Source organism: Bacillus sp. MT(2024) (genome assembly GCF_036362845.1).
GTDB lineage: Bacteria > Bacillota > Bacilli > Bacillales > Bacillaceae > Bacillus > Bacillus velezensis.
In genome coordinates, this window is sequence record NZ_CP143632.1 from 3,854,903 (window position 1) to 3,880,238 (window position 25,336).

Annotated in this window: 23 protein-coding genes; 13 read left to right on the forward strand and 10 right to left on the reverse strand. The window is 45.8% G+C overall.

The window, feature by feature from the left end; translation table 11 throughout:
• The first annotated feature begins 3 nt into the window (after nucleotides 1-3).
• From VP472_RS19200 to VP472_RS19215, 4 genes are read left to right on the forward strand one after another with little or no spacing between them, the layout of a single operon-like run.
• Nucleotides 4-1,461 carry an ATP-binding protein gene (locus tag VP472_RS19200; RefSeq protein ID WP_146275865.1) on the forward strand — a complete coding sequence of 486 codons (1,458 nt, stop codon included), beginning with the start codon at nucleotides 4-6 and terminating at the stop codon, nucleotides 1,459-1,461.
• Nucleotides 1,458-4,139 (forward strand): Z1 domain-containing protein, encoded by a 2,682-nt coding sequence (locus tag VP472_RS19205; protein ID WP_146275867.1) that lies wholly within the window; start codon nucleotides 1,458-1,460, stop codon nucleotides 4,137-4,139. The genes VP472_RS19200 and VP472_RS19205 overlap by 4 nt, the downstream gene beginning before the upstream one ends.
• Nucleotides 4,120-5,139, forward strand: a complete 1,020-nt coding sequence (locus VP472_RS19210) for a PD-(D/E)XK motif protein (RefSeq protein WP_146275869.1) — start codon at nucleotides 4,120-4,122, stop codon at nucleotides 5,137-5,139. The genes VP472_RS19205 and VP472_RS19210 overlap by 20 nt, the downstream gene beginning before the upstream one ends.
• A gap of 8 nt (nucleotides 5,140-5,147) precedes the next feature.
• Nucleotides 5,148-6,959 carry an AIPR family protein gene (locus VP472_RS19215; protein WP_146275871.1) on the forward strand — a complete coding sequence of 604 codons (1,812 nt, stop codon included), beginning with the start codon at nucleotides 5,148-5,150 and terminating at the stop codon, nucleotides 6,957-6,959.
• A gap of 86 nt (nucleotides 6,960-7,045) precedes the next feature.
• Here VP472_RS19215 and VP472_RS19220 read toward each other — a convergent pair whose 3' ends face one another.
• Nucleotides 7,046-8,452 carry an arabinan endo-1,5-alpha-L-arabinosidase AbnB gene (locus VP472_RS19220; RefSeq protein WP_146275873.1) on the reverse strand — a complete coding sequence of 469 codons (1,407 nt, stop codon included), beginning with the start codon at nucleotides 8,450-8,452 and terminating at the stop codon, nucleotides 7,046-7,048.
• A gap of 241 nt (nucleotides 8,453-8,693) precedes the next feature.
• On the opposite strand from VP472_RS19220, the gene hutP reads away from it, so the two are divergent.
• The 6 genes from hutP to VP472_RS19250 all read left to right on the forward strand — a co-directional run bounded on the left by hutP (nucleotide 8,694) and on the right by VP472_RS19250 (nucleotide 16,151).
• On the forward strand, nucleotides 8,694-9,140 hold the full coding sequence (gene hutP, locus VP472_RS19225) for a histidine utilization transcription antiterminator HutP (protein WP_004393292.1): 447 nt from the start codon (nucleotides 8,694-8,696) through the stop codon (nucleotides 9,138-9,140).
• Between the two features lie 112 nt (nucleotides 9,141-9,252).
• Nucleotides 9,253-10,791: a histidine ammonia-lyase gene (gene hutH, locus VP472_RS19230; protein ID WP_025853677.1), complete on the forward strand. Its 1,539-nt coding sequence runs from the start codon at nucleotides 9,253-9,255 to the stop codon at nucleotides 10,789-10,791.
• The gene (gene hutU / locus VP472_RS19235) at nucleotides 10,788-12,452 is read left to right on the forward strand and encodes a urocanate hydratase (protein WP_146275877.1); all 1,665 of its coding nucleotides are present in this window, start codon (nucleotides 10,788-10,790) and stop codon (nucleotides 12,450-12,452) included. The genes hutH and hutU overlap by 4 nt, the downstream gene beginning before the upstream one ends.
• A 1-nt stretch (nucleotide 12,453) precedes the next feature.
• Nucleotides 12,454-13,719 carry an imidazolonepropionase gene (hutI, locus tag VP472_RS19240; RefSeq protein WP_146275878.1) on the forward strand — a complete coding sequence of 422 codons (1,266 nt, stop codon included), beginning with the start codon at nucleotides 12,454-12,456 and terminating at the stop codon, nucleotides 13,717-13,719.
• A complete protein-coding gene (gene hutG, locus VP472_RS19245; RefSeq protein ID WP_146275880.1) occupies nucleotides 13,712-14,662 on the forward strand; it encodes a formimidoylglutamase in 951 nt (316 codons plus the stop codon). Before hutI ends, hutG begins: the two co-directional genes overlap by 8 nt.
• A gap of 70 nt (nucleotides 14,663-14,732) precedes the next feature.
• On the forward strand, nucleotides 14,733-16,151 hold the full coding sequence (locus tag VP472_RS19250; protein WP_004393284.1) for an amino acid permease: 1,419 nt from the start codon (nucleotides 14,733-14,735) through the stop codon (nucleotides 16,149-16,151).
• Between the two features lie 39 nt (nucleotides 16,152-16,190).
• On the opposite strand, the gene VP472_RS19255 is transcribed toward VP472_RS19250, so the two are convergent.
• The 7 genes from VP472_RS19255 to VP472_RS19285 all read right to left on the reverse strand — a co-directional run bounded on the left by VP472_RS19255 (nucleotide 16,191) and on the right by VP472_RS19285 (nucleotide 22,379).
• The gene (locus VP472_RS19255) at nucleotides 16,191-17,492 is read right to left on the reverse strand and encodes a pyrimidine-nucleoside phosphorylase (protein WP_004393283.1); all 1,302 of its coding nucleotides are present in this window, start codon (nucleotides 17,490-17,492) and stop codon (nucleotides 16,191-16,193) included.
• A gap of 27 nt (nucleotides 17,493-17,519) precedes the next feature.
• Nucleotides 17,520-18,701 (reverse strand): NupC/NupG family nucleoside CNT transporter, encoded by a 1,182-nt coding sequence (locus VP472_RS19260; protein WP_004393280.1) that lies wholly within the window; start codon nucleotides 18,699-18,701, stop codon nucleotides 17,520-17,522.
• A gap of 92 nt (nucleotides 18,702-18,793) precedes the next feature.
• Entirely contained in the window at nucleotides 18,794-19,462 is a 669-nt protein-coding gene (deoC, locus tag VP472_RS19265; RefSeq protein ID WP_146275885.1) for a deoxyribose-phosphate aldolase, read from the reverse strand.
• A gap of 90 nt (nucleotides 19,463-19,552) precedes the next feature.
• Nucleotides 19,553-20,494 (reverse strand): DNA-binding transcriptional repressor DeoR, encoded by a 942-nt coding sequence (locus VP472_RS19270; RefSeq protein WP_146275887.1) that lies wholly within the window; start codon nucleotides 20,492-20,494, stop codon nucleotides 19,553-19,555.
• Nucleotides 20,495-20,564: 70 nt separating this feature from the next.
• A complete protein-coding gene (gene yidA, locus VP472_RS19275; protein ID WP_071392479.1) occupies nucleotides 20,565-21,377 on the reverse strand; it encodes a sugar-phosphatase in 813 nt (270 codons plus the stop codon).
• 68 nt (nucleotides 21,378-21,445) lie between these two features.
• Nucleotides 21,446-21,970 carry a hypothetical protein gene (locus VP472_RS19280; protein ID WP_032858434.1) on the reverse strand — a complete coding sequence of 175 codons (525 nt, stop codon included), beginning with the start codon at nucleotides 21,968-21,970 and terminating at the stop codon, nucleotides 21,446-21,448.
• Nucleotides 21,960-22,379, reverse strand: coding sequence for a lipocalin family protein (locus tag VP472_RS19285; protein WP_060673806.1), 420 nt, complete (start codon nucleotides 22,377-22,379; stop codon nucleotides 21,960-21,962). Before VP472_RS19285 ends, VP472_RS19280 begins: the two co-directional genes overlap by 11 nt.
• A 111-nt stretch (nucleotides 22,380-22,490) precedes the next feature.
• On the opposite strand from VP472_RS19285, the gene VP472_RS19290 reads away from it, so the two are divergent.
• The gene (locus VP472_RS19290) at nucleotides 22,491-22,877 is read left to right on the forward strand and encodes a hypothetical protein (RefSeq protein ID WP_004393267.1); all 387 of its coding nucleotides are present in this window, start codon (nucleotides 22,491-22,493) and stop codon (nucleotides 22,875-22,877) included.
• A 160-nt stretch (nucleotides 22,878-23,037) separates the two neighbouring features.
• On the forward strand, nucleotides 23,038-23,400 hold the full coding sequence (locus VP472_RS19295; protein ID WP_004393264.1) for a hypothetical protein: 363 nt from the start codon (nucleotides 23,038-23,040) through the stop codon (nucleotides 23,398-23,400).
• A gap of 50 nt (nucleotides 23,401-23,450) precedes the next feature.
• Here the strand turns inward: VP472_RS19295 and VP472_RS19300 are convergent, their stop codons facing one another.
• Nucleotides 23,451-23,843, reverse strand: coding sequence for a hypothetical protein (locus VP472_RS19300; protein ID WP_004393261.1), 393 nt, complete (start codon nucleotides 23,841-23,843; stop codon nucleotides 23,451-23,453).
• Between the two features lie 129 nt (nucleotides 23,844-23,972).
• On the opposite strand from VP472_RS19300, the gene VP472_RS19305 reads away from it, so the two are divergent.
• Nucleotides 23,973-24,935, forward strand: coding sequence for an iron-hydroxamate ABC transporter substrate-binding protein (locus VP472_RS19305; protein WP_065180350.1), 963 nt, complete (start codon nucleotides 23,973-23,975; stop codon nucleotides 24,933-24,935).
• Nucleotides 24,936-24,975: 40 nt separating this feature from the next.
• Here VP472_RS19305 and VP472_RS19310 read toward each other — a convergent pair whose 3' ends face one another.
• Nucleotides 24,976-25,323 (reverse strand): YxeA family protein, encoded by a 348-nt coding sequence (locus VP472_RS19310; RefSeq protein ID WP_004393256.1) that lies wholly within the window; start codon nucleotides 25,321-25,323, stop codon nucleotides 24,976-24,978.
• Nucleotides 25,324-25,336: the final 13 nt, after the last annotated feature.

Genomic DNA, 25,336 nt, shown 5'->3' on the forward strand with positions numbered 1-25,336 from the left:
TTTATGAACATTATACTAACACGGCCATCAGCTGCACCAGTACTTCATGCACTAAGATCAATAGGTTATAAAGCAAAAACTGCAATTGCAGATATAGTTGATAATGCAATTGATGCCCAGGCCTCAAAAATCACATTACACTTTGAATATGATAAACTTAATGGCTATATTAAAATTGAAGATAATGGGAACGGTATGAGCGAAGAAGAAATACAGACTGCAATGAATATAGGAGCAAAAGATCCTAGAACTAAAAGATCACCAAATGAATTAGGTCGTTTTGGAATGGGGTTAAAAACTGCCTCATTTTCATTAGGAAAACGCTTAAGCGTTATAACAAAGAAAGACGGAGTATACCATGAGAGATGCTGGGATCTCGATTACGTATCTGAATGCAACGAATGGAACCTGTTAACTTCTATACCTACTCCGGTTAAAGAAGTGGCGGGAGAAATTAATGGATCTAGTGGTACTGTCATAATAATTGATAAACTTGATCGTTATATGCGCAATAAAAAAATACAAAGAAAAACTTTTTTTGCCAAAACCGCTCAAATTCAAAAACATCTTGAATTTGTTTTTCATGATCTTATAGACAATAACAAGATTATTATTTCTATAAACGGGGTGGAATTAACTCCTTGGGACCCTTTTATGACTGAACATCCCTCAATAATTGAAGGAGAAGAAACACTATGGAAATTAGATGGACATAAGATGAAAGTCAAGTATACAATTCTTCCCCATGCCTCCAAACTTAATCGCACTGAATTTAAAAAAGCAGGCGGAGAAAGAGGATGGAGAGATCATCAAGGTTTATACATATATAGGGAAAATCGCTTATTACACTATGGAGATTGGAGAAACCTTTTCCCAAAGGATACTCAATCTCAATTAGCCAGAGTACGAATTGACATCACTAATGCAGCGGATTCTGATTGGCAAGTTGATGTTAAGAAGTCAATGGTTACAATACCCGAACAAGCCATAAAAATCTTACGTCCAATTGCCAAAGAAGCAAGAGATATCTCTAGAGAGATATATTACTTCAGGACACAGTCTTCAATAGCTGGAGGCAAAATTAAAGGCAGCTTAAATACTTGGGAACAGTCTGGAAAAGATTCACAATCCCCTTTTGTTTTAAATAAAAGTCATCCAATTTATTTAGAGTTATTAAAGCAGTTGAATGAAGAACAAGCGCGAATGCTGAACTTTTTTTTGAAATTAATTGAAGTAGGTTCACCTGTAAATATTATAGCAGTACCACAATCAGAAAACGAAATTCAAAATTTTACAGGCCAACAGTTAGAAATGGTTCATCGCTTTACTGAAACAATGACACAACTTGGCCTTTTGAATACAAAAAAAGAAATTATTGAAGCACTAATGGCTCAACCTGGTTTTGAGATGTTTAATAAAAGCACACTGAAATATATTCTAGAAAAGGAGAGCAAAGAATGAATATAAATTTCAACTTATTGGATTTTCATTTCCAGACAATTCACTCCAGTATGGAAGCACACGGCCATAATCGAGATCAAGCTGCGGAAGAAGCTTTTGATTATGCCTTAAACATTCTCAATATAAAAGAAATTTCTCAAACTGAGAAAGAGAAAGCAAAAGCAAAAATCTTTTTCAAATACAAAATTGGGATGGAGTTACCAAATAAAATTAGTGTGTTAGACGGAAAGAACAGAGATAACTGGTATTCACCATCAAAGAAAGCAACTTTTTACTTTTGGAATCGATATAGAAGATATTTGCTCGATAAAAAACAATGGGATTTTGAAACTGTTGATTCTATTGATAAATCAACTGATAAGATACTAGAATTCCTCGGTAATCCTGAGAACCTGAGTCCTTTTGACAAAAGAGGGCTGGTTTTAGGATATGTTCAATCAGGAAAAACTGCAAATTTTACAGGTCTCATAAATAAAGCATTTGATGTCGGTTATAAATTAATCATTGTCCTCGCAGGAATTCATAACGATCTGCGGACTCAGACCCAAATAAGATTGGAAGAAGAAGTTGTTGGTAATCGTACAGATAAGAGCGGGTGCCCAGTTGGCGTAGCTGAAATCAGCCCTAATAATGATGATCATATTATTGGAACATGGACTACCGAAAAGCATGATATATCTGCTCGCACAACCCCTCAAGTGTCCCATCTGAATAAGCCAACTTTAATGGTCGTTAAGAAAAACAAGTCAGTATTGGAAACACTTATTGAACAATTAATCAATCATAGAAGACTTTATCAATTAGATATACCGGTCATAATAATTGATGATGAAGCAGATCAAGCCTCAATTGATACGGCGGACAAGATAAAAGAAGAAGAACCAAAAACAATTAATAAATTAATTAGACAGCTATTAGATATTTTTCCACGCAGAAATTATGTCGGTTACACTGCTACTCCTTTTGCAAACTTGTTAATCGATGTAACTTCTGAAACAGAGGCTGAAGGCAAGGATCTTTATCCTAAAGATTTTCTAATTGGTCTGCCAAAACCAGCAGGATATTGTGGGCCTGAAGAGTTTTTTAACACCGAAGAAATTTCCAATTATAGTAAACCTAGTTTAATTAAGTATTTAGATAGTGATGAAGAGAAACTCATTGGGTCAATAAAAAAAGTGGACGATATAGAAATATTTGATTCCGTTCCAAAACAAATGAAAAAAGCGATTTTATCCTTTTTAATCACTATTGCGGTAAGAAATCTAAGAGGCCAGAAAAAAAAGCATAATTCAATGCTCATCCATATCTCCAGATTAAAGGGTGTTCAAACCTATATTAAAGCTGTAATCGCTGAAGAATTCGCGGCTTATACAGATTCTATACTTTATGACCAAAACAGCCCTATAATAGATGAACTTAAATTTATTTATGATCATGAAATAACTAAAACAACGGAAGAATGGGATAACAGTATCAAGACCTTTGAATGGAACACTGTATTGAAAGAAATAAAAAAAAGCATTATAACGGTACAATTATTTGCAATTAATGGCGACAGTAGCGATGCTTTAGATTATCATAGCTATAAAGAAGACGGACTAAATGTTATTGCAATTGGAGGAGACAAGCTTTCAAGGGGCCTTACCCTTGAAGGATTAAGCATTACATACTATACACGCAATACTCTTATGTATGATACATTAATGCAAATGGGCCGTTGGTTTGGTTATCGAGAAGGTTATATAGACCTTTGCCGGATTTATACTTCAGAGACAATAGCAAACCATTTTGAACATTTGGCCATTGCTATGCAAAAGTTGCGTGAGGAACTTGATTATATGGCAGAAAAAAACAAAACACCAATGCAATATGCAGTACGCATGTTAAGTCATGAAACAATGAGATTAACAAGTGTATTAAAAATGAAAATGGCGACTAATTATAATGCTCGTTTTGATGCAAGTCTGCAGCAGACAAGAGTTTTTAATGCTTCTGAAACTTTCTTTCGCAAGAACATGGAAGCTGTGTCAGATCTTGTGTCTAATCTTACTTTTTCTTCAATTAAGAGAAAAAAATCTTTATATCACTTAGCCAAAAATGTAAATGTAAATACTATATTGAAATTCTTTCAAGATTACCAAACTAGTGATCATGCAACAATAGTTAAATCAAATTTACTATCAAATTATATAGCCCTAGCTAATAAAGAAAATAATGAGCTGGAAAATTGGACAGTAGCAGTATTTGAAGGTCAAATGTCAGATCATATTGTACCTAGCCATCCGGTTAAATTAGGAAGTTTATATCTATCAAATACCGTTATGCGTGGAGAGAAAGCACATGAATACAATAAATCCAGAGAGCTAGTAGATATACGGGCAATTGTAGCGGATAACCAAGAATTTCTAGATTCGGATAAAAGAAAACCTTTTACCTCGAAATCAAAGAGGAAAATGCGTGAAGAAAGAGACAAAACTCAAGGCTTTCTTATGATTTATCCTTTAAATCCAAACGTAAAAATATTTAGTGATTTAGAAATAAACTTCAGCGAAGAACTCGTACCGATAGGAGTTGCCCTTTCTTTTCCCGGGACTAATATTGAAAATGATAAAGTCTATCAAATAAACAGCACAGTACAGCAGGTTCAAGGAGAACATAATGGTTTCAATAAAAAATGATTTTACAGAAATGTTTAATGAATCAATTCATCCTGTTCAGCCTTCTCCATTCAAACTAAGGCTTGTTTTGGTCGATCCCGTTGCTGTTTTTGCAGGCATCAATCCAAGTTCAGAACAAAGGATTTTATTTATTACTGCTGGAAAAAAATCATGGAAAAAAGAACAAATTATATCATTACCTAAGTGGAAAGGCATGACTATTAGCTTTGATTTCCACTCTAAGATTGGACCTTTTGAAAACGAATATGTTGTAGCTATCAGCCAAGAAAAAGGGTATGACACAGATGTATTTGTATCTGTTTTGCAAAATGTCCTAGAAACAATCACTTTAAAGGCTGAAACAGAAGAATTATATCCTTTATTATATCGAACTTTAGATAAGTGGAAAGCTTTCTTTTCTAAAGGTGGGTTTAAAAAATTAACAGAGGAACAACAAAAAGGACTTTTCGGCGAACTTTACTATATAAAAAAATGGATTGAAAAAAACCCTGGAATTCCTCCAACTTTAATAAATTGCTGGGAAGGCCCCTTAACAGGTCGTTTGGATTTTAATATGTTACACCATTGTATTGAAATAAAAACAGTAACAGAAAAAATAGGTAAGAAAGTGAAGATTTCCAATGAGAAGCAACTAAACTTAACAGAGGCCGTACAATCTATATACTTGTATGTTTGCTTTATTGAGAATAGCCGGACCCATGGTACATCGCTTGATTCAATGGTTAATATTATTAGAGACTTAATTGAAAGCATGTCTCAAGAAATATTACTGGTATTTAATGAACTGTTGATAAAGGCCGGTTATCGTGATGGGGAGTATGCTGAGAATCTCTTTGCAATTAACAGCGTTGAAGTCTATGATGCAAATGAGAAGTTTCCCCGTATTTTGCCTGAATCTCTTCACTCTGCTGTATCTCATGTTAGTTATTCTATAGATTTAAAAGCTTGTGAAGAGTTTTTATTACGAGAAAACCATGCATACAATATAAAATGGAGCTGAATATTAATATGTTGGAACGACAGCTAGAAAGAAATTTTTTAGGTAATCTATTAAATGTAGTACTAGATAAAGCCACAAAAGAAGGAATGTTTCAGAATGTTTTTCTAAATGAAATGCTTAAGTATATTGATTGCGAAAATGACCCTAATATTTTATATCCTCCCTATAAAAATACACATAAAAAAATTTTAGTAAATGCTTATTCCAACATTAAGGAGGAAAGCAGACTTCAGTTATATGTAGTAGATTATGATAATGAACAAAGTGAAGATGAGATGCTGACTATAACTATGTCTGAAATAAATTCTATAGCTGAAAAAGCAAAACGTTTCTACACAAATGCAAAATTGCTTTTTAACAACATAGATTCGTCTCAAGAATCCCATTCTCTCGCAAGAACAATTATAGAGAATGATATAAATATTATTGATATTATAGTTGTAACAAACAGGTTTTACAGATCAAATAAAATGGTCCAGTTAAACATACCGGGTATTAATGAGGTCCATGTTCATGTATGGGACGTTGAAAGAGCCTATCAACTATACTCCGCCGACAATGGGGATCAGCTAACTTTTATTGATTTTAAAAATCAGTTTGACGAAACTTTTGAAATGATGTATGTACCGGACAATACAGCTAATAATTTTGAATGTTATATTGGTTTTATCCCTGCAGAACTTTTAGCCAAAATCTATAATTTTTGGGGGCCAAAATTGGTTGAAAGAAACGTTCGTTCCTTCCTGCAGGCACGTGCACAGACAAATAGAGGAATTAGAGATACACTCAAAAACCCTGAGGAGCGCAAGATGTTTGTAGCCTACAACAATGGGATATCTTCCGTGGCCAGAAGCGGGGACATTGAAAAATCTGCTGAAGGCATCAACCTCTTTACTATTAAAGGGCTTGACGGATGGCAGATTGTAAACGGCGGACAGACTACGGCTTCTATTCACCGAGCTTATTTGGAAGGTATCGATCTAAGTGAAGTCTACATACAAACTAAATTAACAATATTAAAGGTAAGCAGTAAAAATGAAGACGAGCGAATTAAATTAGAAGATAAAATGGTTGCTAAAATATCGGAATTTGCCAACACTCAAAACAAAATTAATAAGTCGGACCTTCTAGCTAATACTCGATTTATGTCAGAGATTGAAATGTTCTCCAGAAGCACGTGGATACCTGTACATGATGGACGTAAAGCGGGTGAAAAATGGTATTTTGAACGTACTAGAGGCCAATATATGGTTGATGTTAACAGATTCAAGAAAGATAAAGGATCTAATAACTTCAAAAAACAAAATCCTTCAGATAAAGTGCTTTCCAAAGTAGACCTAGCAAAGTATTTTATGTCTTGGGAAGGTTTTCCTCACATTTCAAGTAAAGGAGGGGAAGCAGCTTTTAAGGAATTCATGGAACACAATTCGCCTTATTGGAAAACTGAAAAAAATGAAGAAGATAGAAAAAGTTTAAGCCTTGATGATTATAAAAAATTAATAGCGCGAGTTATTATTAACATGCGAGTACATGAAATTGTATCTGAACAAAAACTTAAAGGGTACAGAGCTAACGTTGTTTATTATTCTGTAGCAATCCTGAAAGAAATATATGATGATCAAATAAACCTAATTAAAGTTTGGGAAAACCAAAAATTATCAGATGTTTGGAACCCCATCATTGCAACTATCGCGAATGTTACTTTAAATTATTTAAGGGATTCTGCTGGAGAACGTAATGTTACACAATGGGCTAAACAAGAAGCCTGTTGGGATGAATTCAAAAAGGAACATAAGTCCACATTACAATATCTAAGATAGATAACAATTTAAAAAACTCTTTTACGTATGAGGAAGATATCAACGAAAAAGAGTTTTTTTTATTCTAAATAACGTCTCTGATTAAACTACTCCACTCCCCAAACAGCCTCCCCATCACCGCTCAGCACACTAAACGTCACAACTTCCTTCTCCCTCGCTGAGTCCCATTCTTTCAGGAAGACGCCGTCATAATTTGTGCCGTTCAGGTTGATTCGGGCTTTGCTGCTGTCGGTTATTGTCCAGGTTCCGGTCATTTCCCCGGAAATGGTGCCGTCGTTGTTAAACCGGATGGTTTTTGGGGTTTTGATCGTAGCTGTAATGTCTTTTCCGTGCTGGATGAGTTTGTAGGCTCCGGATGCGGCGGCTGCCGATATGTGTGTATCCGGTTCTCCCGCGTAGCGGTACGGCGCTGCAACGGGCCATCCGTCTTTGTTCATGTACAGCCGATGCACTCTGACTTCGTGCTCTTCTCCTCTGTTCGGGAAACGGGTGTGGAAAATGAGGTATGATCGTTTCGTTTTCCCGTCGTAAAACACGGAGTTGTGTCCCGGAGAGACGTAGCCCGTGCCTTTTTCAGATTGTGAGGCGAAGCTGTAGCCGCCCATGAGTTTGACCCCGTACGGTTCAATTGCTTTGTCGTCGAAGAAACTGCCGTCTTTTCCTTTGGCGTCAAGCATGTTATGGCCTGCGGCGTCATAGTACGGACCGTCCGGATTTTGGGAACGCGCCACACGCATATTGTAGCCGCCGGCTGTATCAAGTCCGCCGAATGACAGATACAGATAGTAATATTTCGTTTCCGGATTGTAGCTGATGTACGGGCCTTCGATTCTGCTGTGATTTCCGCCGAGCAGTTTTTTTCCGTAGCCTTGGTTCGGGAGCGGGAAACCGGTTTTCGGATTCATTTCCAGTATAAAAATCCCCCCGGAGTAAGAGCCGTACACCATCCAGAGCTTGCCTTTATGGTCAAAAAACGTTTGCGGATCTACGACGTTCGGGTGAACGTTTGCATGATACGTCGTGCCGTCTTCGCTTTTTCCTTCCATGCCTGATTTCAAAAAGATGCCTTTGTTTTTGTAGGGTCCTTCAATTTTGTCACTCACGGCGACACCGAGAGCGGATCGCGGCGAGTCTCCTTTACAGGCGTTATAGTACAGGTAATATTTCCCGTCAGCCAGCTGAGCCACATCCGGCGCCCACAGCGTATCAGACTGGGCCCAGTCGAATGTCTCTTTTAATTCGGAGTAGACGTTCGGGATCAGGGGATTATTGGGATTGACGCTTGAAGACAGTTGCTGCCACTGCATCAGGTTTTTCGACTTGGCGGAAGCCAAATGCGAGCCGAATACATAGTATGTATCGCCTGTTTTGATGACGGACGGATCATGCACGCTGACCTCTGAAAAAACGGGATGCTGGGCTTTTGCCTGCGGCAGAGTGAACCCGATAACCGCTGCTGAGACCAGGCACACACGAAAGAAACTGGTTTTCATTTTCTGAAATCTCCTCGCTCTCTTCTTTTCTTAAAACGCTTTCAAGACAACGCTCCATTTTATGACGCGGATGGCGGAAATATGTGATCAACAGCGCTGGCTTCCCGATGTACCGCTTTAATACAATAGCAATCTGATTTGTGAAAGACTGGAAAAAAAGTTTTGACTTCTGATTCGCAAACACTTAATATAAAAAACAGTTACTAGTTATCAGAATATTTAAGAATTGAGTGAAGCATATATGACCTTACACAAAGACCGCCGCATCGGGCGATTGTCCGTCCTTCTTCTGCTTCATGAGACTGAAGAAAACCAGCAGATCAGCCGGCTGGAACGGGACGGCTGGAAAGTCTGTCTCGGCAGGGTGGGTTCAATGGATGCGCATAAGGTGGTAGCTGCAATTGAAACCGCTTCCAAAAAGAGCGGCGTCATTCAATCTGAGGGTTATCGCGAATCACATGCGCTGTATCATGCCACAATGGAAGCTTTGCACGGAGTGACGCGGGGCGAAATGCTGCTTGGCTCGCTGCTTCGTACCGTGGGCCTGAAGTTTGCCGTCTTGCGGGGAAATCCGTATGAAAGCGAGGCGGAAGGCGATTGGATCGCCGTTTCCCTTTACGGTACGATCGGAGCTCCGATTAAGGGGCTTGAGCACGAAACATTCGGAGTCGGAATTAATCACATATGAATCAGCCCATAGATTTCAGATGATAGGGGGCTATGCATGAAACATCATTTTCATGGCATAGCTCCTTTTTGTATGGGCGCTTTACCAAAGTAAAGAAAAAGGGGTTGAAATGATGGTAACGTTAGACGGTTCCTCACTGACAACCGCAGATGCCCAGCGTGTGCTGTTTGATTTTGAAGAGGTTCAGGCATCTGCCGAAAGCATGGAACGTGTGAAAAAAAGCAGGGCGGCGGTTGAACGGATCGTTCAAGAAGAGAAGACCATTTACGGGATTACGACGGGGTTCGGCAAGTTCAGCGATGTGCTGATTCAAAAAGAAGACGCCGCGGATCTGCAGCTGAATCTGATTCTTTCTCACGCGTGCGGCGTCGGTGATCCGTTTCCGGAATCTGTATCGCGGGCCATGCTGCTTTTGCGCGCCAATGCCCTGCTGAAAGGCTTTTCCGGCGTGCGGACTGAGCTGATTGATCAACTGCTCGCGTATCTCAATCATCGCATTCACCCGGTCATCCCGCAGCAAGGGTCACTGGGGGCGAGCGGAGATTTGGCGCCGCTTTCTCATCTCGCACTGGCGCTTATCGGGCAAGGCGAAGTCTTTTACGAAGGGGCCCGGATGCCGGCAGCTCATGCTTTGGAAAAGACAAACCTTCAGCCGGCCGTCCTGACCTCTAAAGAAGGGCTCGCGCTGATCAACGGAACGCAGGCCATGACCGCGATGGGGCTGATCGCTTATCTCGAGGCCGAAAAGCTGGCCTATCAGTCGGAACGGATCGCGAGCTTAACGATCGAAGGCCTTCAGGGCATTATCGATGCGTTTGACGAGGACATTCATGCCGCCCGCGGATATCAGGAACAGATGGATGTCGCAGAGCGAATCCGCTATTACTTGTCAGACAGCAAGCTGACGACCGTCCAAGGGGAGCTGCGTGTCCAGGACGCCTATTCGATCCGCTGTATCCCTCAGGTCCACGGCGCATCATGGCAGACATTAGCGTATGTAAAAGAAAAATTAGAAATTGAGATGAATGCCGCGACAGATAACCCGCTCATTTTCGAAGACGGCGCCAAAATCATCTCAGGCGGAAACTTTCACGGACAGCCGATCGCCTTTGCCATGGATTTTCTCAAAGTAGCGGCGGCCGAGCTTGCGAATATTTCTGAACGCCGTATTGAACGGCTTGTGAATCCGCAGCTGAATGACCTGCCGCCCTTTCTGAGCCCTCAGCCCGGCTTACAATCCGGAGCGATGATCATGCAATATGCGGCGGCCTCCCTCGTGTCAGAAAATAAAACCCTGGCCCATCCCGCCAGTGTCGATTCCATTCCTTCATCGGCAAACCAGGAGGATCACGTCAGCATGGGAACCATCGCCTCAAGGCACGCCTACCAGATCATCGCGAATACGAGACGGGTGCTTGCCGTTGAAGCCATTTGCGCGCTGCAGGCCGTGGAATACCGGGGTGCGGAACATTGCGCCTCGTACACAAAACAGCTCTATCTCGAAATGAGAAACATCGTGCCGTCCATACAAGAAGACCGCGTGTTTTCTTATGACATCGAACATCTGAGTGACTGGCTAAAGAAGGAGTCTTTTCTGCCGAATGAGCATCACCAAAAACTGATGACCAATGAAGGGGGACTTACAAGATGACTGATGTAAAGAAATCAATCCGCGCCGGCCGCGGCACCGAACTTGAATGCTTAGGATGGGAGCAGGAAGCCGTGCTCCGCATGCTCCGAAACAACCTTGACCCGGAGGTTGCCGAAAAGCCGGAGGATCTGATCGTATACGGCGGCATAGGCAAGGCCGCGCGAAACTGGGATGCTTTTCACGCGATTGAGCGCTCCCTCAAAACATTAAAAGATGATGAAACACTGCTGATCCAATCCGGAAAACCGGTCGGACTGTTCCGCACGCACAGCCGCGCGCCCCGCGTCCTGCTGGCTAATTCGGTCCTCGTGCCGAAATGGGCGGATTGGGAGCATTTCCATGACCTTGAGAAAAAAGGACTGATGATGTACGGGCAAATGACCGCCGGCAGCTGGATTTATATCGGTTCACAAGGTATTTTGCAAGGCACCTATGAAACCTTTGCGGAGCTTGCGAGACAGCATTTCGGCGGCAGTCTGAAAGGAACCCTTACGCTGACGGCCGGACTTGGCGGAATGGGAGGCGCCCAGCCGCTGTCCGTCACGATGAATGATGGCGTCGTCATCGCCGTTGAAGCGGATGAAACACGGATTGATAAACGGATAGAAACAAACTATTGCGACCGGAAAACCGCATCAATTGACGAAGCGCTGCGCTGGGCCGAAACAGCCAGACAAGCCGGAGAACCTTTATCGATCGGCCTTCTCGGCAATGCGGCAGAGGTGCATCATGAGCTTTTGAACCGCGGCGTCCATATTGACATCGTGACCGATCAGACTTCCGCTCACGACCCGCTGATCGGCTATATTCCGGCAGGATACTCACTTGAAGAGGCCGACCGCCTGCGCCGGGATCAGCCTGAATTATACGTAAGGCTTTCCAAGCAGAGTATGAAAAAGCATGTGGAAGCCATGCTCGCCTTCAAGAAAAAAGGGGCTATCGTCTTTGATTACGGCAACAACATCCGCCAGGCTGCCAAAGATGAGGGTCTCGCCGATGCTTTTGATTTTCCGGGATTTGTTCCGGCCTACATCCGGCCTTTATTTTGTGAAGGAAAAGGGCCGTTCCGCTGGGCTGCGCTGTCCGGTGACCCTGAAGATATATACCGCACGGACGCTTTATTAAAAGAGCTGTTTCCAGAAAATCAAGCCCTCCACCGCTGGATTGACATGGCGCAGAAAAAAGTCACGTTCCAAGGCCTGCCGTCCCGTATTTGCTGGCTCGGCTACGGTGAACGGGAAAAGATGGGGCTCGCCATCAATGAATTGGTCAGAAACGGCGAGCTGAAAGCCCCGATCGTCATCGGAAGAGACCATTTAGACTGCGGATCTGTCGCCTCTCCGAATCGGGAAACAGAAGCGATGAAAGACGGAAGCGACGCGGTCGGCGATTGGGCGGTGCTGAACGCGCTGATCAACACGGCCTCAGGCGCAAGCTGGGTTTCTTTTCACCACGGCGGGGGCGTCGGCATGGGGTATTCCCTTCACGCGGGAATGGTCGCGGTCGCTGACGGCAGCATCCTTGCGGAACAACGGCTTTCCCGCGTTCTGACAAGCGATCCGGGTATGGGCATCATCCGCCATGCGGACGCAGGTTATGAAAAAGCGGTTCAAGTCGCCGAGGAACAAGACATTATAATACCGATGAAAAAGGAGCGGTAACATGCCGAAACAAATAGATACCATACTCACCAACATCGGCCAGCTGCTGACGATGGAATCCGGCGGCCCCCGATTCGGCGGGAGCATGCAGGATCTTCATGTCACGGAAAATGCCGTCATCGGCGTTCACGACGGGCGCATTGTTTTTGCCGGACATCAAGGAGCGGAGAAAGGATACGAGGCAAGAGACATTATCGACTGCGGGGGACGGCTCGTCACCCCCGGCCTCGTCGATCCCCATACCCATCTTGTATTCGGAGGGTCCCGCGAAAAAGAACTGAATTTAAAAATTCAGGGCATGTCTTATTTGGATATTCTGGCGCAAGGCGGCGGTATTTTGTCAACGGTCAGAGACACGAAAGCCGCCTCCGAAGAAGAACTGATTGAAAAAGGGCTTTTTCACCTCGGACGCATGCTGTCATACGGCATCACGACCGCGGAAGTAAAAAGCGGGTACGGACTCGACAAAGACACGGAGCTGAAACAGCTGATCGCGGCGAAAAAACTGGGTGAGCGCCAGCCGGTCGACCTTGTCACGACCTTTATGGGAGCACACGCCATTCCGCCTGAGTACCGGAACAGCCCTGACGAATTTCTGAATCGCATGCTGCAGCTTTTGCCTGACATAAAAGAAAAAGGCCTTGCGCAATTTGCCGATATTTTCACAGAAACAGGCGTCTTTACCGTCAGCCAGTCACGGGACTACCTGAAAAAGGCGGCTGAAGCTGGTTTCGGCTTGAAAATTCATGCTGATGAGATTGACCCGCTCGGCGGCGCGGAATTGGCGGCAGAGCTGCATGCTGTTTCTGCCGATCATTTGGTGGGGGCGTCTGACGCAGGCATCGAAAAGCTAGCGGAGTCCGGAACAATCGCCGTCCTGCTGCCGGGCACGACTTTCTATCTCGGCAAACACACTTATGCGAGAGCCCGGAAGATGATTGATGCGGGCGTACGGGTCAGTTTGGCGACTGACTTCAACCCGGGCAGCTCACCGACGGAAAATCTCCAGCTCATCATGTCAATTGCCGCGCTTCATTTAAAAATGACCGCAGAAGAAATCTGGCACGCTGTCACCGTTAATGCCGCGTATGCGATCGGAAAAGGCGAAGAGGCCGGACAAATTAAAGCCGGACGGGCGGCTGACATTGTTATTTGGGAAGCGCCGAATTACATGTATATCCCGTATCATTACGGCGTCAATCATGTCCGCTGTGTCATCAAGAACGGAAAGACGGTCGTTTCAAGGGAGGGAGCCGCTCTTGGCTAAGTATCCGTTTCTGCAAAAAGCCGGCTCCCTCTTCAACGACCGCCATGTGACAAGGATCGGCGATGTGACGGAAGCGTGGGCGGGACAAACGATCAAAGGGCCGGCTTTGATCGGCGTTCCGCTTTCTAAGTCGTCAATCAGCCATTCCGGCGCCTGCTTTGCACCCGGTGCGATCCGCCGGGCGCTCGGCGGCATTTCCGCATATTCCGCGGAGCTGCGGGAGCATGTCATTGACCATCTGTACGATATCGGCGATATTCAGATTCACGTCACGGATGTCGTCAAATCTCATGAACACATTTATCGGACCATTTATGATATTCTGACGGACCAGCCTGACTGGGTGCCCGTCATTCTCGGCGGCGACAACTCCATCAGTTATTCCGCCATTAAAGCCATTGCGGAAACGAAAGGAACAACAGCCGTCTTTCAATTCGACGCCCACCACGACGTCCGCAACACAGAAGACGGAGGGCCGACAAACGGCACGCCGTTCCGCCGTCTGTTAGATGAAAACATCATAAGCGGACAAAACCTGATTCAGCTTGGAATCAGGGAGTTCAGCAACAGCTTGGCATACGAACAATATGTAAAAGAACGTCAGGCAGACGTGCATACAATGGAGATGATCCGGGAGAAAGGGCTTCTCCGAACGATACAAGACACTTTGCCGGCCGTTCAAAAAAGAGCCGACGCCATTTTTATTTCGGTTGATATGGATGTGCTGGATCAAGCTCATGCGCCCGGCTGTCCTGCGATCGGCCCCGGAGGCCTGTATACCGAGGAACTGCTTCAGGCTGTCAGGTATTTAGCCCAGGAGGCTGACATCTCGGGTATTGAGATCGTTGAGGTTGATCCGACACTTGATTTTCGCGATATGACAAGCAGGGCAGCCGCACACGTCATTTTACATGCATTGAAGGGATTTAAATTGTCACGTTAAAGTCAAATCCGGCACGCGTGCTCTCGGCTGCCGGAAGATTCTCATGCCACGCAAAAAGGGGGAGATCACGATGGATGTTGATCAAGGCGGCAATCAACTAAAGCGTACGATGAAAAGCAGGCACTTATTTATGATTTCATTGGGAGGGGTCATCGGCACGGGGCTGTTTTTGAGCACAGGGTATACATTGAGCCAGGCCGGGCCGGGCGGGACGATCGCCGCTTACCTGATCGGCGGCTTGATGATGTATCTTGTCATGCAGTGTCTCGGAGAATTGTCAGTAGCCATGCCTGTGACCGGTTCATTTCAAACGTATGCGACAACGTTTATCGGGCCGTCCACGGGTTTTATGGTCGGTATCATGTATTGGGTGAATTGGGTGGTGACGGTAGGATCGGAGTTTACAGCTTCCGGTATCCTCATGCAGCGCTGGTTTCCCCACAGCAGCGTCTGGATGTGGAGCGCGATTTTCGCGGCTCTCCTTTTTGCCGCCAATGCATTCTCCGTTAAATTGTTTGCAGAAACGGAGTTTTGGTTTTCCAGCGTCAAAATCGTTACCATCCTTTTATTTATCATCTTAGGCGGCGCCGCAATGTTCGGTTTGATTTCATTGCACGGTTCGGGTGAAGCTCCGATGCTGTCGAATTTCACCTCACACGGCGGACTGTTTCCGAACGGCTTTCTTGCGGTTTTCATCGCAATGATTTCCGTAAGCTTCGCCTTTTCAGGGACGGAGCTGATCGGAATTACAGCGGGTGAAACCGCCAATCCGGCAAAAGATATTCCGCGTTCGATCCGAAATGTCGCCTGGAGAACGGTCATCTTTTTTATCGGCGCCATTTTTGTGCTGTCCGGACTGATCTCCTGGAAGGAAGCCGGTGTGATTGAAAGTCCGTTTGTCGCGGTCTTTTCCCAAATCGGAATTCCATACGCCGCAGATATCATGAACTTCGTGATTTTAACCGCTTTGCTTTCGGTCGCCAACTCCGGACTGTATGCTTCCACCCGGATGCTGTGGTCTCTTGCGAATGAAAACATGATCAGCGCCCGGTTCAAAAAAGTCACGCCGAAAGGCATTCCGCTGAATGCCCTGCTCGCCAGCATGGCCGTTTCCTGCATATCCTTGATCTCAAGCATCGCCGCCCCGGGCACGGTCTACGTAGTGCTCGTGGCAATAGCCGGATTTGCCGGCGTCGTGGTGTGGATGAGCATCGCCCTGTCTCAGCTGTTATTTCGAAAACATTATGTGAAAAACGGCGGACGCGTCGCGGATCTGACCTTCCGCACACCGTTATACCCTCTCGTTCCGATCGCCGCTGTGATCTTATGTTTCGCTTCATGCGTAGGCCTTGCATTTGATCCCAATCAAAGAATCGCCCTCTTCTGCGGAATTCCTTGTATGATCCTGTGCTATCTCATTCGTTTTTTGAGAAAGAAACAGCCGAAACAATCCGTCCGTGACATTCATTTGGATAAAACCATGCCATAAAAAAAGGCACATACTGATGAGGTATGTGCCTTTTTTGTCTTATTCCGTAATCAGCGTATGAATCAGTTTCGGCGCTTCCGCTTTTTCTGAGATGCGGATGTTGTCATAGACTTTGGCAGTCACGTCGTCAACGTTTTCGCGGTTGGCGTAAAGGGTGACGAGCGGCTCGCCTTTTTCGACGTTGTCACCGACTTTTTTGCGGAGCATAATGCCGACGGCAAGATCGATTTCGTCCTCTTTTGTCGCACGTCCCGCGCCTAACAGCATCGCTGCGACGCCGATTTCGTCAGCGACGATTTCTGAAACGACACCCGCTTCTTTTGCCGGAACGTCAATTTTGTACGCCGCCTGCGGAAGTTTGGACGGTTCGTCAACGACGGAAGCGTCTCCTCCCTGATTGCTCAGGAACTCTTTGAACTTTTCAAGCGCTTTGCCGTTTTTCATGACTTCCTGAAGCTTCGTTCTCGCTTCTTCCAATGTCTCAGCTTTTTTCGCCAATACGACCATTTGGCTGCCGAGCGTGAGGACGAGTTCGTTTAAGTCTTCAGGGCCTTCCCCTCTTAATGTATCAATGGCTTCTTGTACTTCCAGGGCATTCCCGATCGCAAAACCGAGCGGCTGCGACATGTCAGAAATCACGGCCATCGTCTGGCGGCCGACGTTGTTTCCGATGCGGACCATTGCTTTGGCGAGGTTCACGGCGTCTTCATCCGTTTTCATAAACGCGCCGGCTCCCGTTTTGACGTCAAGCACGATGGCATCTGCTCCGGCGGCGATTTTTTTACTCATAATTGAGCTTGCGATCAGCGGGATGGAATTCACCGTACCCGTTACATCACGCAACGCATACAGCTTTTTATCAGCAGGCGTCAAGTTCCCGCTTTGTCCGATGACGGCTACCTTGTCGCGGTTCACAAGCTTGATGAATTCATCTTTTGACAATTCCACGTGGAAGCCTTCGATCGCTTCCAGCTTATCAATGGTTCCCCCCGTATGGCCAAGGCCCCGGCCGGACATTTTAGCGACGGGAACGCCGAGCGCCGCGACGAGCGGAGCGAGTACGAGAGTTGTCGTGTCGCCGACCCCGCCCGTAGAGTGCTTGTCGACCTTAATGCCTTCAATGGCGGAGAGATCAATCGTTTCCCCTGAATTGACCATCGCCATTGTCAGATCGGCGCGCTCCTGATCCGTCATATCCTGAAAGTAAATCGCCATAGCAAGGGCGCTTGCCTGGTAATCAGGGATGCTTCCGTCCGTATATCCTTTTACGAAAAATTGAATTTCTTCTGTTGTCAGTTCTTTTCCATTTTGTTTTTTCACAATAAGATCTACCATTCTCATGATCTATCACCTGTCCTTCATTTATGTTCAGTGAATCAATCCGACGATCGCCGCTGTCAGGAAGCTGACGAGCGTTGCGCCGTACAGCAGCTTCAGCCCGAACCGCGCGACGACGTTTCCTTGTTTTTCATGCAGCCCTTTCACCGCACCGGTAATGATCCCGATAGAGGAGAAATTCGCGAATGAGACAAGGAATACAGATACCACTGCCTGTGTATGCGCACTGAAATGGAAATCGCCGGATGAGAGCGTCTGCATCGCCACAAATTCATTCGATACCATTTTCGTCGCCATAATGCTTCCGGCGCTCACCGCTTCATTCCACGGAATACCGGTTAAAAACGCAAACGGCGCGAATACATATCCGAGCAGCGCCTGGAATGTAATGCCGAAGACCGCGTTAAAAACGCCGTTGACCAGGGCAATGAGTGCGACAAATCCGATCAGCATCGCCGCTACGACAACGGCGACTCTGAATCCATCCATTATATACTCACCGAGCACTTCAAAAAAGGATTGCTTTTCTTCTTCAGGAACGACGATCAAATCCTCTTCTTTGCTGACGGTGTACGGGTTGATGATAGAAGCGATGATAAATCCGCCGAATAAGTTCAGCACAAGCGCCGTCACGACGTATTCAGGCTTCAGCATCATCATGTAAGAACCGACGATCGACATCGAGACCGTCGACATTGCGGACGCGCAAAGCGTGTATAAGCGCTGTTCAGTAAGATAGCCGAGCTGTTTTTTCAAACTGATAAAGACTTCTGATTGCCCTAAAATCGCGGATGCGACAGCGTTGTAAGATTCGATTTTCCCCATTCCGTTCACCTTGCTTAACGCAAGACCGATATACTTCGTGATGAAGGGGAGGACCTTCCAATGCTGCAGAATTCCGATTAAAGCGGATATAAAGACGATCGGCAGAAGCACGCTCATGAAGAACGTCGTCTGTTTCGCATTCACAAGCCCGCCGAATACAAAGTTAATCCCTTCTGATGCATATTCCAGCAAGTAGTTAAATCCTTTTGCAAAACCGCCGACAAGAAAATTCCCGATACCGGTGTTGAGGAGAATATAACCGAGAATCAGCTGCAGCACGAGCATGACGGCGATCGGCCGGATTCTGATTCTTTTTTTGCCGTTGCTGGCAAGCCAGGCAAGACCTAAAAACACAATGATTCCGATAATTCCGATGAGATACTTCATATGTGTTCTCCTTTTATTTGTATTCGCTTACAATTTTTTATGCATCAACAAAGAAAGAGGATGGCGGAAGCTTTCGGCTTCCGCACTGCTGATTAATAGTCGCTGCTGCCGCTGTCTCCGCCGCTCACGATAGAGACGCCCGCACTTGCGCCGATCCGGCTCGCGCCCGCAGCCATCATGCTGTCAACATCCGCTTTTGTTCTGATGCCGCCTGATGCTTTGACCCCGATGTCCGGTCCGACTGTTTTTCTCATGAGAGCGATATCTTCAGCCGTTGCCCCGCCTGTAGAAAAACCGGTAGACGTTTTGACGAAATCGGCGCCTGCGGATACCGCCAAGCGGCACGCGCGCTCTTTTTCTTCATCTGTCAAAAGGCATGTTTCGATGATCACTTTGACGAGCGCTTTTTTATCAGCTGCTTCAACTACCGCGCGGATATCAGCTTCAACCGCTTCATCATCGCCGTCTTTTAATGCGCCGATATTGATGACCATGTCAACCTCAGTGGCTCCTTTTGAGATGGCATCCTTCGTTTCAAATGCTTTTGTTTCCGATGTCGTTGCGCCGAGAGGAAATCCGATAACGGTGCAAACGTCAACTCCCGTGCCCTTCAGTTCCTCCGCTGCGAGTTTGACCCAAGTCGGGTTCACACAAACGGAAGCGAATTTATATTCTTTTGCTTCTTTTATCAGTTGTAAAATATCCGCTTTTTGTGTATGCGGTTTCAAAGCAGTATGGTCTATTTGACTTGCAATTGACATTGTATGCACTTCCTTTTTCCTAGGATACGTTTAGAATAACCGAATTTTGAACATATGTAAATTGGTAATTGAAATTCTGTTCATGAATTGTCACAATTCTTGAATGAGTTTTTTGGCCGTATGCTGATCGGTAATCAAAACGTTGGCGTACTTTCCTTTCAGGGCACCGTGAATGGCTTTGCATTTTCTGCTGCCGCCCGCCACCAGAATCGAACGCTCTTTCATTTTCAAGTCGCTGAGCTCAACTCCGATCGTCCTGCCGTTAATGCTGCTGCTGCAAATCCTGCCTTCCTCGTCAAAAAAGCGCGAACAAATATCGCCGACTCCGCGTGCTTTCAGCAATTGTTTCTCTTCTTCCCGGAAATAGCCGAGTCTGAAAAGCAGCGCCTCATCCCGGACGGTTCCGACCGTAAACAGGGCGATATTGGCTTGTCTGCCCATTTCAATGATCCGCTTAATATGCCTGTCCCGCTCGACCATCTGTTTCACATCAGCGCTGTCAAATATAACCGGCAGCGGCAAATACCTCGGCATGGTCTGAAATGCTTCGGCGAACAGCTGAATCGTTTCTGACGAATACGTATTGACATTGGAATGACTGATGCCGCCTTTCAGCTGCACGACTTCAACGCTCTTTACCTGCTTCGGCTCCATGCGGCTTGCGATCTGGTACATCGTCGTCCCCCAGCTTACGCCGAGTATATCGCCGTCCTTTACGGTTTTATGCATATAGTCTGCGCCATAGCGGCTTAAGTAATGTGTAATGGCCTGGTAATCGTCGCTTGGAGAAAAGACGACGTGCGCCTCAAGAAGCCCGTATTCTTCTTCCAGCTTTGCGCCGAGTTCGTCCAGATCCTCAAACGGGTCCATGACGCGAATTTGAACATACCCTTTTTCCTTTGCGTACTGAAGCAGCCTTGAAACGGTGGGGCGTGACAGATTAAGCCGTTCGGCGATCTGCTGCTGGCTGTAATCTGATTGATAATATAGTTTTGCCGCTTCTATGCTGAGCTGCTGTTTTTCACGATCCATGTCGCGCCTCCCCTCTCCGCTTATCATATCACCAAAACACGCGGTAAAAAAGCACCCTCTGATGGGGTGCCTATTTTTTCAGCACAAGCTCCTGAATCGCATGCGCCACGCCGTGTTCGTTATTTGATTTCGTTTCAAAATCAGCAATCTCCCTTACTTCCGGGATGGCATTGGCCATTGCCACACCGCAGCCGGCCCACTGAATCATGGACATGTCGTTGCCGTTATCGCCGATTGCCATGACGTCTTTCTGTTCAATGCCGAGTTTTTCGGCCAGCAGCTTGACCGCGTTTCCTTTACTGACTTTCGGATGAAGAATCTCATGGAAGAATGGCGCGCTTTTGACCATTGTGTATGTTTCCCTGAATGATTCCGGAATGGAAGCGATCGCTTTCTCCAGCTTGTCCGGATCGTCAATGAACATGACTTTCGGAATCAGAATATCCTTCGGCACTTCATCGATCGTGCGGAAATGAAGCGGCACTTTCGTGATATATGATTCGTAAACCGTGTATTCACTGATATCCCGGTTCGGCGTGTACAGATTGGCTGTGTCAAAGTAATGCATCGGGGTATCCAGCTGTAAGCTCAGCTCGTAAAGCGACTCCAAATCTTCAAAGCCTAATGACTGCTCGGCCACGACACCGTTTGTATACGTATTTTGGACGAGTGCGCCGTTATAGGCAATCACAAAGTCTCCTTCTTCCTGTAAGTTCAGCTCTTCCAAATACCGACGCACGCCGCCGATCGGCCGGCCCGTGCACAGGACGATATTGACCCCTTCCGCTTTGGCGGCATCAAGCGCCCCGCGGACTTCAGCCGTCACTTCATGATGATCGTTTAATAGTGTTCCGTCCATATCTATTGCGATTAACTTGTACATCCTGCATCTCCTTTGTATCCTTTTCTGCTTATGCTTTCATCATATCGTTTTTTCGTTTCAATGAAAAATCAAACGGACAAGTTTCTCCGCCTTCTCTTCCTATACCGGGCCTGCCTCCGGATGCGGGGCCGTCTTTTCCCCTTGTCAGCTTGTTCGCCGCTGTCATCTGTTTTCTGCTTCAAGAGCATCAGCCCCGCCGCAAAGAAAGGGACGGCCGCTATGTCCAGAAGGGCAAGCTTTATTCCCATCGCTGCGGGAAAGTATGCCCATAATGAACGGCTGTTCCGCCTGATCATGATATAAGAAACGATTTCCAGCAGGATAAACAGAGCGTTCACCCATAAGTAAATGAGCATCGCCGCAAACAGAAACAGCAGGAGCGTATTCCGCAGCGTGCCGGAAAACAGAAGAGCGCGCATCATATCAAAGAATGAAAAAGACTGCATGCTGCCGTTGACGACATTGGGATTATAAATGGTAAAACGCCCGAACTGATCAAAAAGCATAAAAAATAACCATAACAGTGAAAACCATTGAATGATATGTACGATGACACCCGTCAAAACGAGTCTGTCGGCAGCCTTATTTCTCATGTGCATCCTCCCCGCCGGTTTTTATTCTTGTCATTGTTTTTGTTTCTCCGTATATCTTCCAAATGAGCGTATCGTTTTTTCCTCTTTTCAACGTGCTTTTGACGGGGTGCGGATGTCCGAGGTATTCAATCTCGATCGTTCCGTCCGTGTTTTGTGAGATCACCTTGTAAACATCTGAGGGCATGGGAACCTCGCCGCGGCCTTTAATGACCTGCTTTGTCAGCACGCTGTCTTTCGTAAACGTAACGGTTTCAGATCTGACCCCGTCCATCGGGCCCGGTTTCAGCCCCGCATCCCATGTCCCGTAATAAAAAGGGGGTTCGTCTGCTTTCTTTTGCGAGCAGCCTGTTATCATGACGCATCCGATAACAAGAACCGTCATGATGAAAATCCGTATGTTCCGCAACATGATCACCTTCTTTTGAAGCTTTTTTTACGCCTGTAAGTTAGGCGGATGCCGTGGCACTGTGCAATTGACTACATAGTGTATAAAGACTTCACTAGATAAGGAGAATGATGAATGAACCCATATCAGTACTACACCCCATCTGCCTATTTCCCTCAGCAGCAGGAATACGAAGTGAGCCCCGTTGAGTATGAGCCGTATCAGCAGCAGGAAAGCTATTATTATGCGCCCCCTCAGTCTGAAGAGCGGCAGCCTACGGCTTTAGAACGGAGAGTCGCCCAGCTTGAAAGACAAAACGCCCAGCAAACGAGAGAGCTCACCCGCCTCTCACAAGAAGACCAGCGCCAAAACCGGGAAATCACGCGTATGAATGAGCAGATCAGACGTCTGAGCCAGTCCATTGAAATCCATACCCGCCGCTTAAACCGTTTGAATCAGCGCCTGCGCGCAGTCGAAAACAGACTCAATATTCCTTTTCACGCTACAGAAGGCGGCTTCTGAGAAAAAGGGCCGGAATACAAAGCTCGACAGGCCATCCCGAGCCTTGTATTCCGCTCTGTACATAACAGGTAAATATTTGAATCCCCTTCTTGCATGAATGCCTCTCCTATTCTTTCACATGATAAATGTGTAAAATCAATCACTTCAGGAGGTCTTCATGATGTATCAAAACCAATACAGCGGAAATCAGCTGCAGCAATGCCGCCAAACAGCACAGCAGCTTATTCAGCAGACACAGCAAAGCAGTCAGCAGTACAAGCAAATGCTCCAGCAGGAACAGCAAAACATTCAAATGCTTCAGCAGATGCTTAACCATGAACAGCATGCCGTTCATACCATTCAGCAAGCGCTGCAGGGGCATGAACTGGCCATTCAGAAATGCCAGCAAATCGTGAATGTGTGCAATCAGCTTCAGCAGGAAGTAAGCGGACACATGCCTGCACCGATGGCAAACGCTAATGTTTCTTCATTCCCGCAAACACAGCATCACACACCGTTTCAGCAGCATTCATACCAGCAATAGGCCGGTCATGCAAATGACAAAGCGCGAGATACCGGCTTTGTCATTTGTTTTTATCTCTGTTTTGTCAGATCAATGCGTTGAGCGGGTTTTCCGCCGAATTTTTCCTCCGCCTCATGCCTTACCGCTTCAAACGCTCTTGCTTCGACGTTTTGTTTAAACACATCAAGCTGTATTAAGTAAGCCGCCCGCACTTTCAGCCCGTGGATGATGGAGATGACCCATAAAGGCAGCACGATATACACGCCCGGCGTGCTCGGCAGCACAAAAGCAATTGCTAAAATAATAAAATAGATAAGTCCGTATTTCAGCCATTTTTTGTTCTTGGCCCGGTAGCCGATATAGAAAAAGGCCAAGAAAGCGGTCAGCCCAAACGGCGCGAAAGTCAGCAGCAGCCACCAGCTGTGCAGCACTTCCCACCAAGTCCCTCTTTTCGTAATCAACATTCATTCCTCCTCCTTTACTACTATAACATGGATAATCAAGGAAGGTTTTCTATAAAAAACATAGACGGAATGACGTCTTCCTGCTATATTAATAATGATAATCATTATCACCGAAATAGGGGGATCATTATGAAGAAACAATCATGGCTGATCGGCCTGGCACTTCTGCTTGTTTTCGCATTAAGCGCTTGCAGCGGCGCGAAGGAAAACAACGGATCGGCATCAGGCAAAGGAAAGACAGACATGCGTACATATGAATCAACAAAAGGAAATATTGACATACCCGCACATCCGAAACGGATCGTCACTGACTTTTATGCGGGTGAGCTGCTGTCCGTTGACGCAAATGTCGTCGGGGCGGGCTCATGGGCTTTCAAAAATCCGTTTATCAAAAAACAGCTGAAAAACACCACGGACATCGGCAATCCCGTCAATGTGGAGAAAGTGATGCAGCTGAAGCCTGATTTAATCGTGCTGATGAAGGATGACCAATACGAGAAACTATCGAAAATCGCACCGACGATTGTCATTCCTTTTAACACCGCAAAGAATACGAAAGATACGGTCAGCCTATTCGGTGACATTGCCGGGGCGAAGGATAAAGCCAAAAGCTTTATGGCAGACTTCAACAAAAAGGCCGAAGCCGATCAAAAGCGCCTCAAAAACGTGATCGGCAAAGACGAGACAGTCGGCCTTTATGAAACGACGGATAAAGGCGAAATCTGGATTTTCAATGACAATTCCGGCCGCGGCGGCCAAGCCGTTTATAACGCGCTCGGATTGAAAGCGCCGGCCAAAATCGAAAAAGACATCATGAAAACGGGCGCCATGAAACAGGTTTCCCAAGAGGTCATTCCCCAATATGCGGCTGATTATATGTTCATTACCGATTACAATCCGAATGGAGAAAGCAAAACATTTGAGCGTCTGAAAGATTCATCCGTTTGGAAAAATCTCGATGCCGTAAAGAACAATCGTGTCTTTATCAACGATTTCAACACCTTCTATCCGTATGACCCGATTGCCGTCAGCAAACAGATGGATATCATCACCGACATGCTGATCAAACGGGCTGAAGAAAATAAAAAATAAAAAAAGCGGCACAGTCATGACACTGTGCCGTTTTTCATGTTCACTTTAATTTTGACTGTACGGAGCCTGGCATATCTTCAAATCTGACTTCTTCCCAGGTCTCGACATACTTTCCTTTCGCCTTCACCTTCAAATACGCGTTCTTCCGAAGGTCTTTCCCGGCGAAAAAGGTCACTTCTTCTTTTTTCCCGGATGCGTTATATCCGTCTAATGTATACTCAGTACCGCCCGGGCTAAGATGTTTGCCATCTCGATCAATCTGTACATAAACATCTTGCTGGTGAATAAACGGATTAAATCTGTCTGTAACATCATTATGAAAAAAGAGAAGTCCGTATATGACGGCAGCGGCCGCCAAGACGGCCAGGATTGCCAATGCTTTTTTCATCTGTGCACTCCCC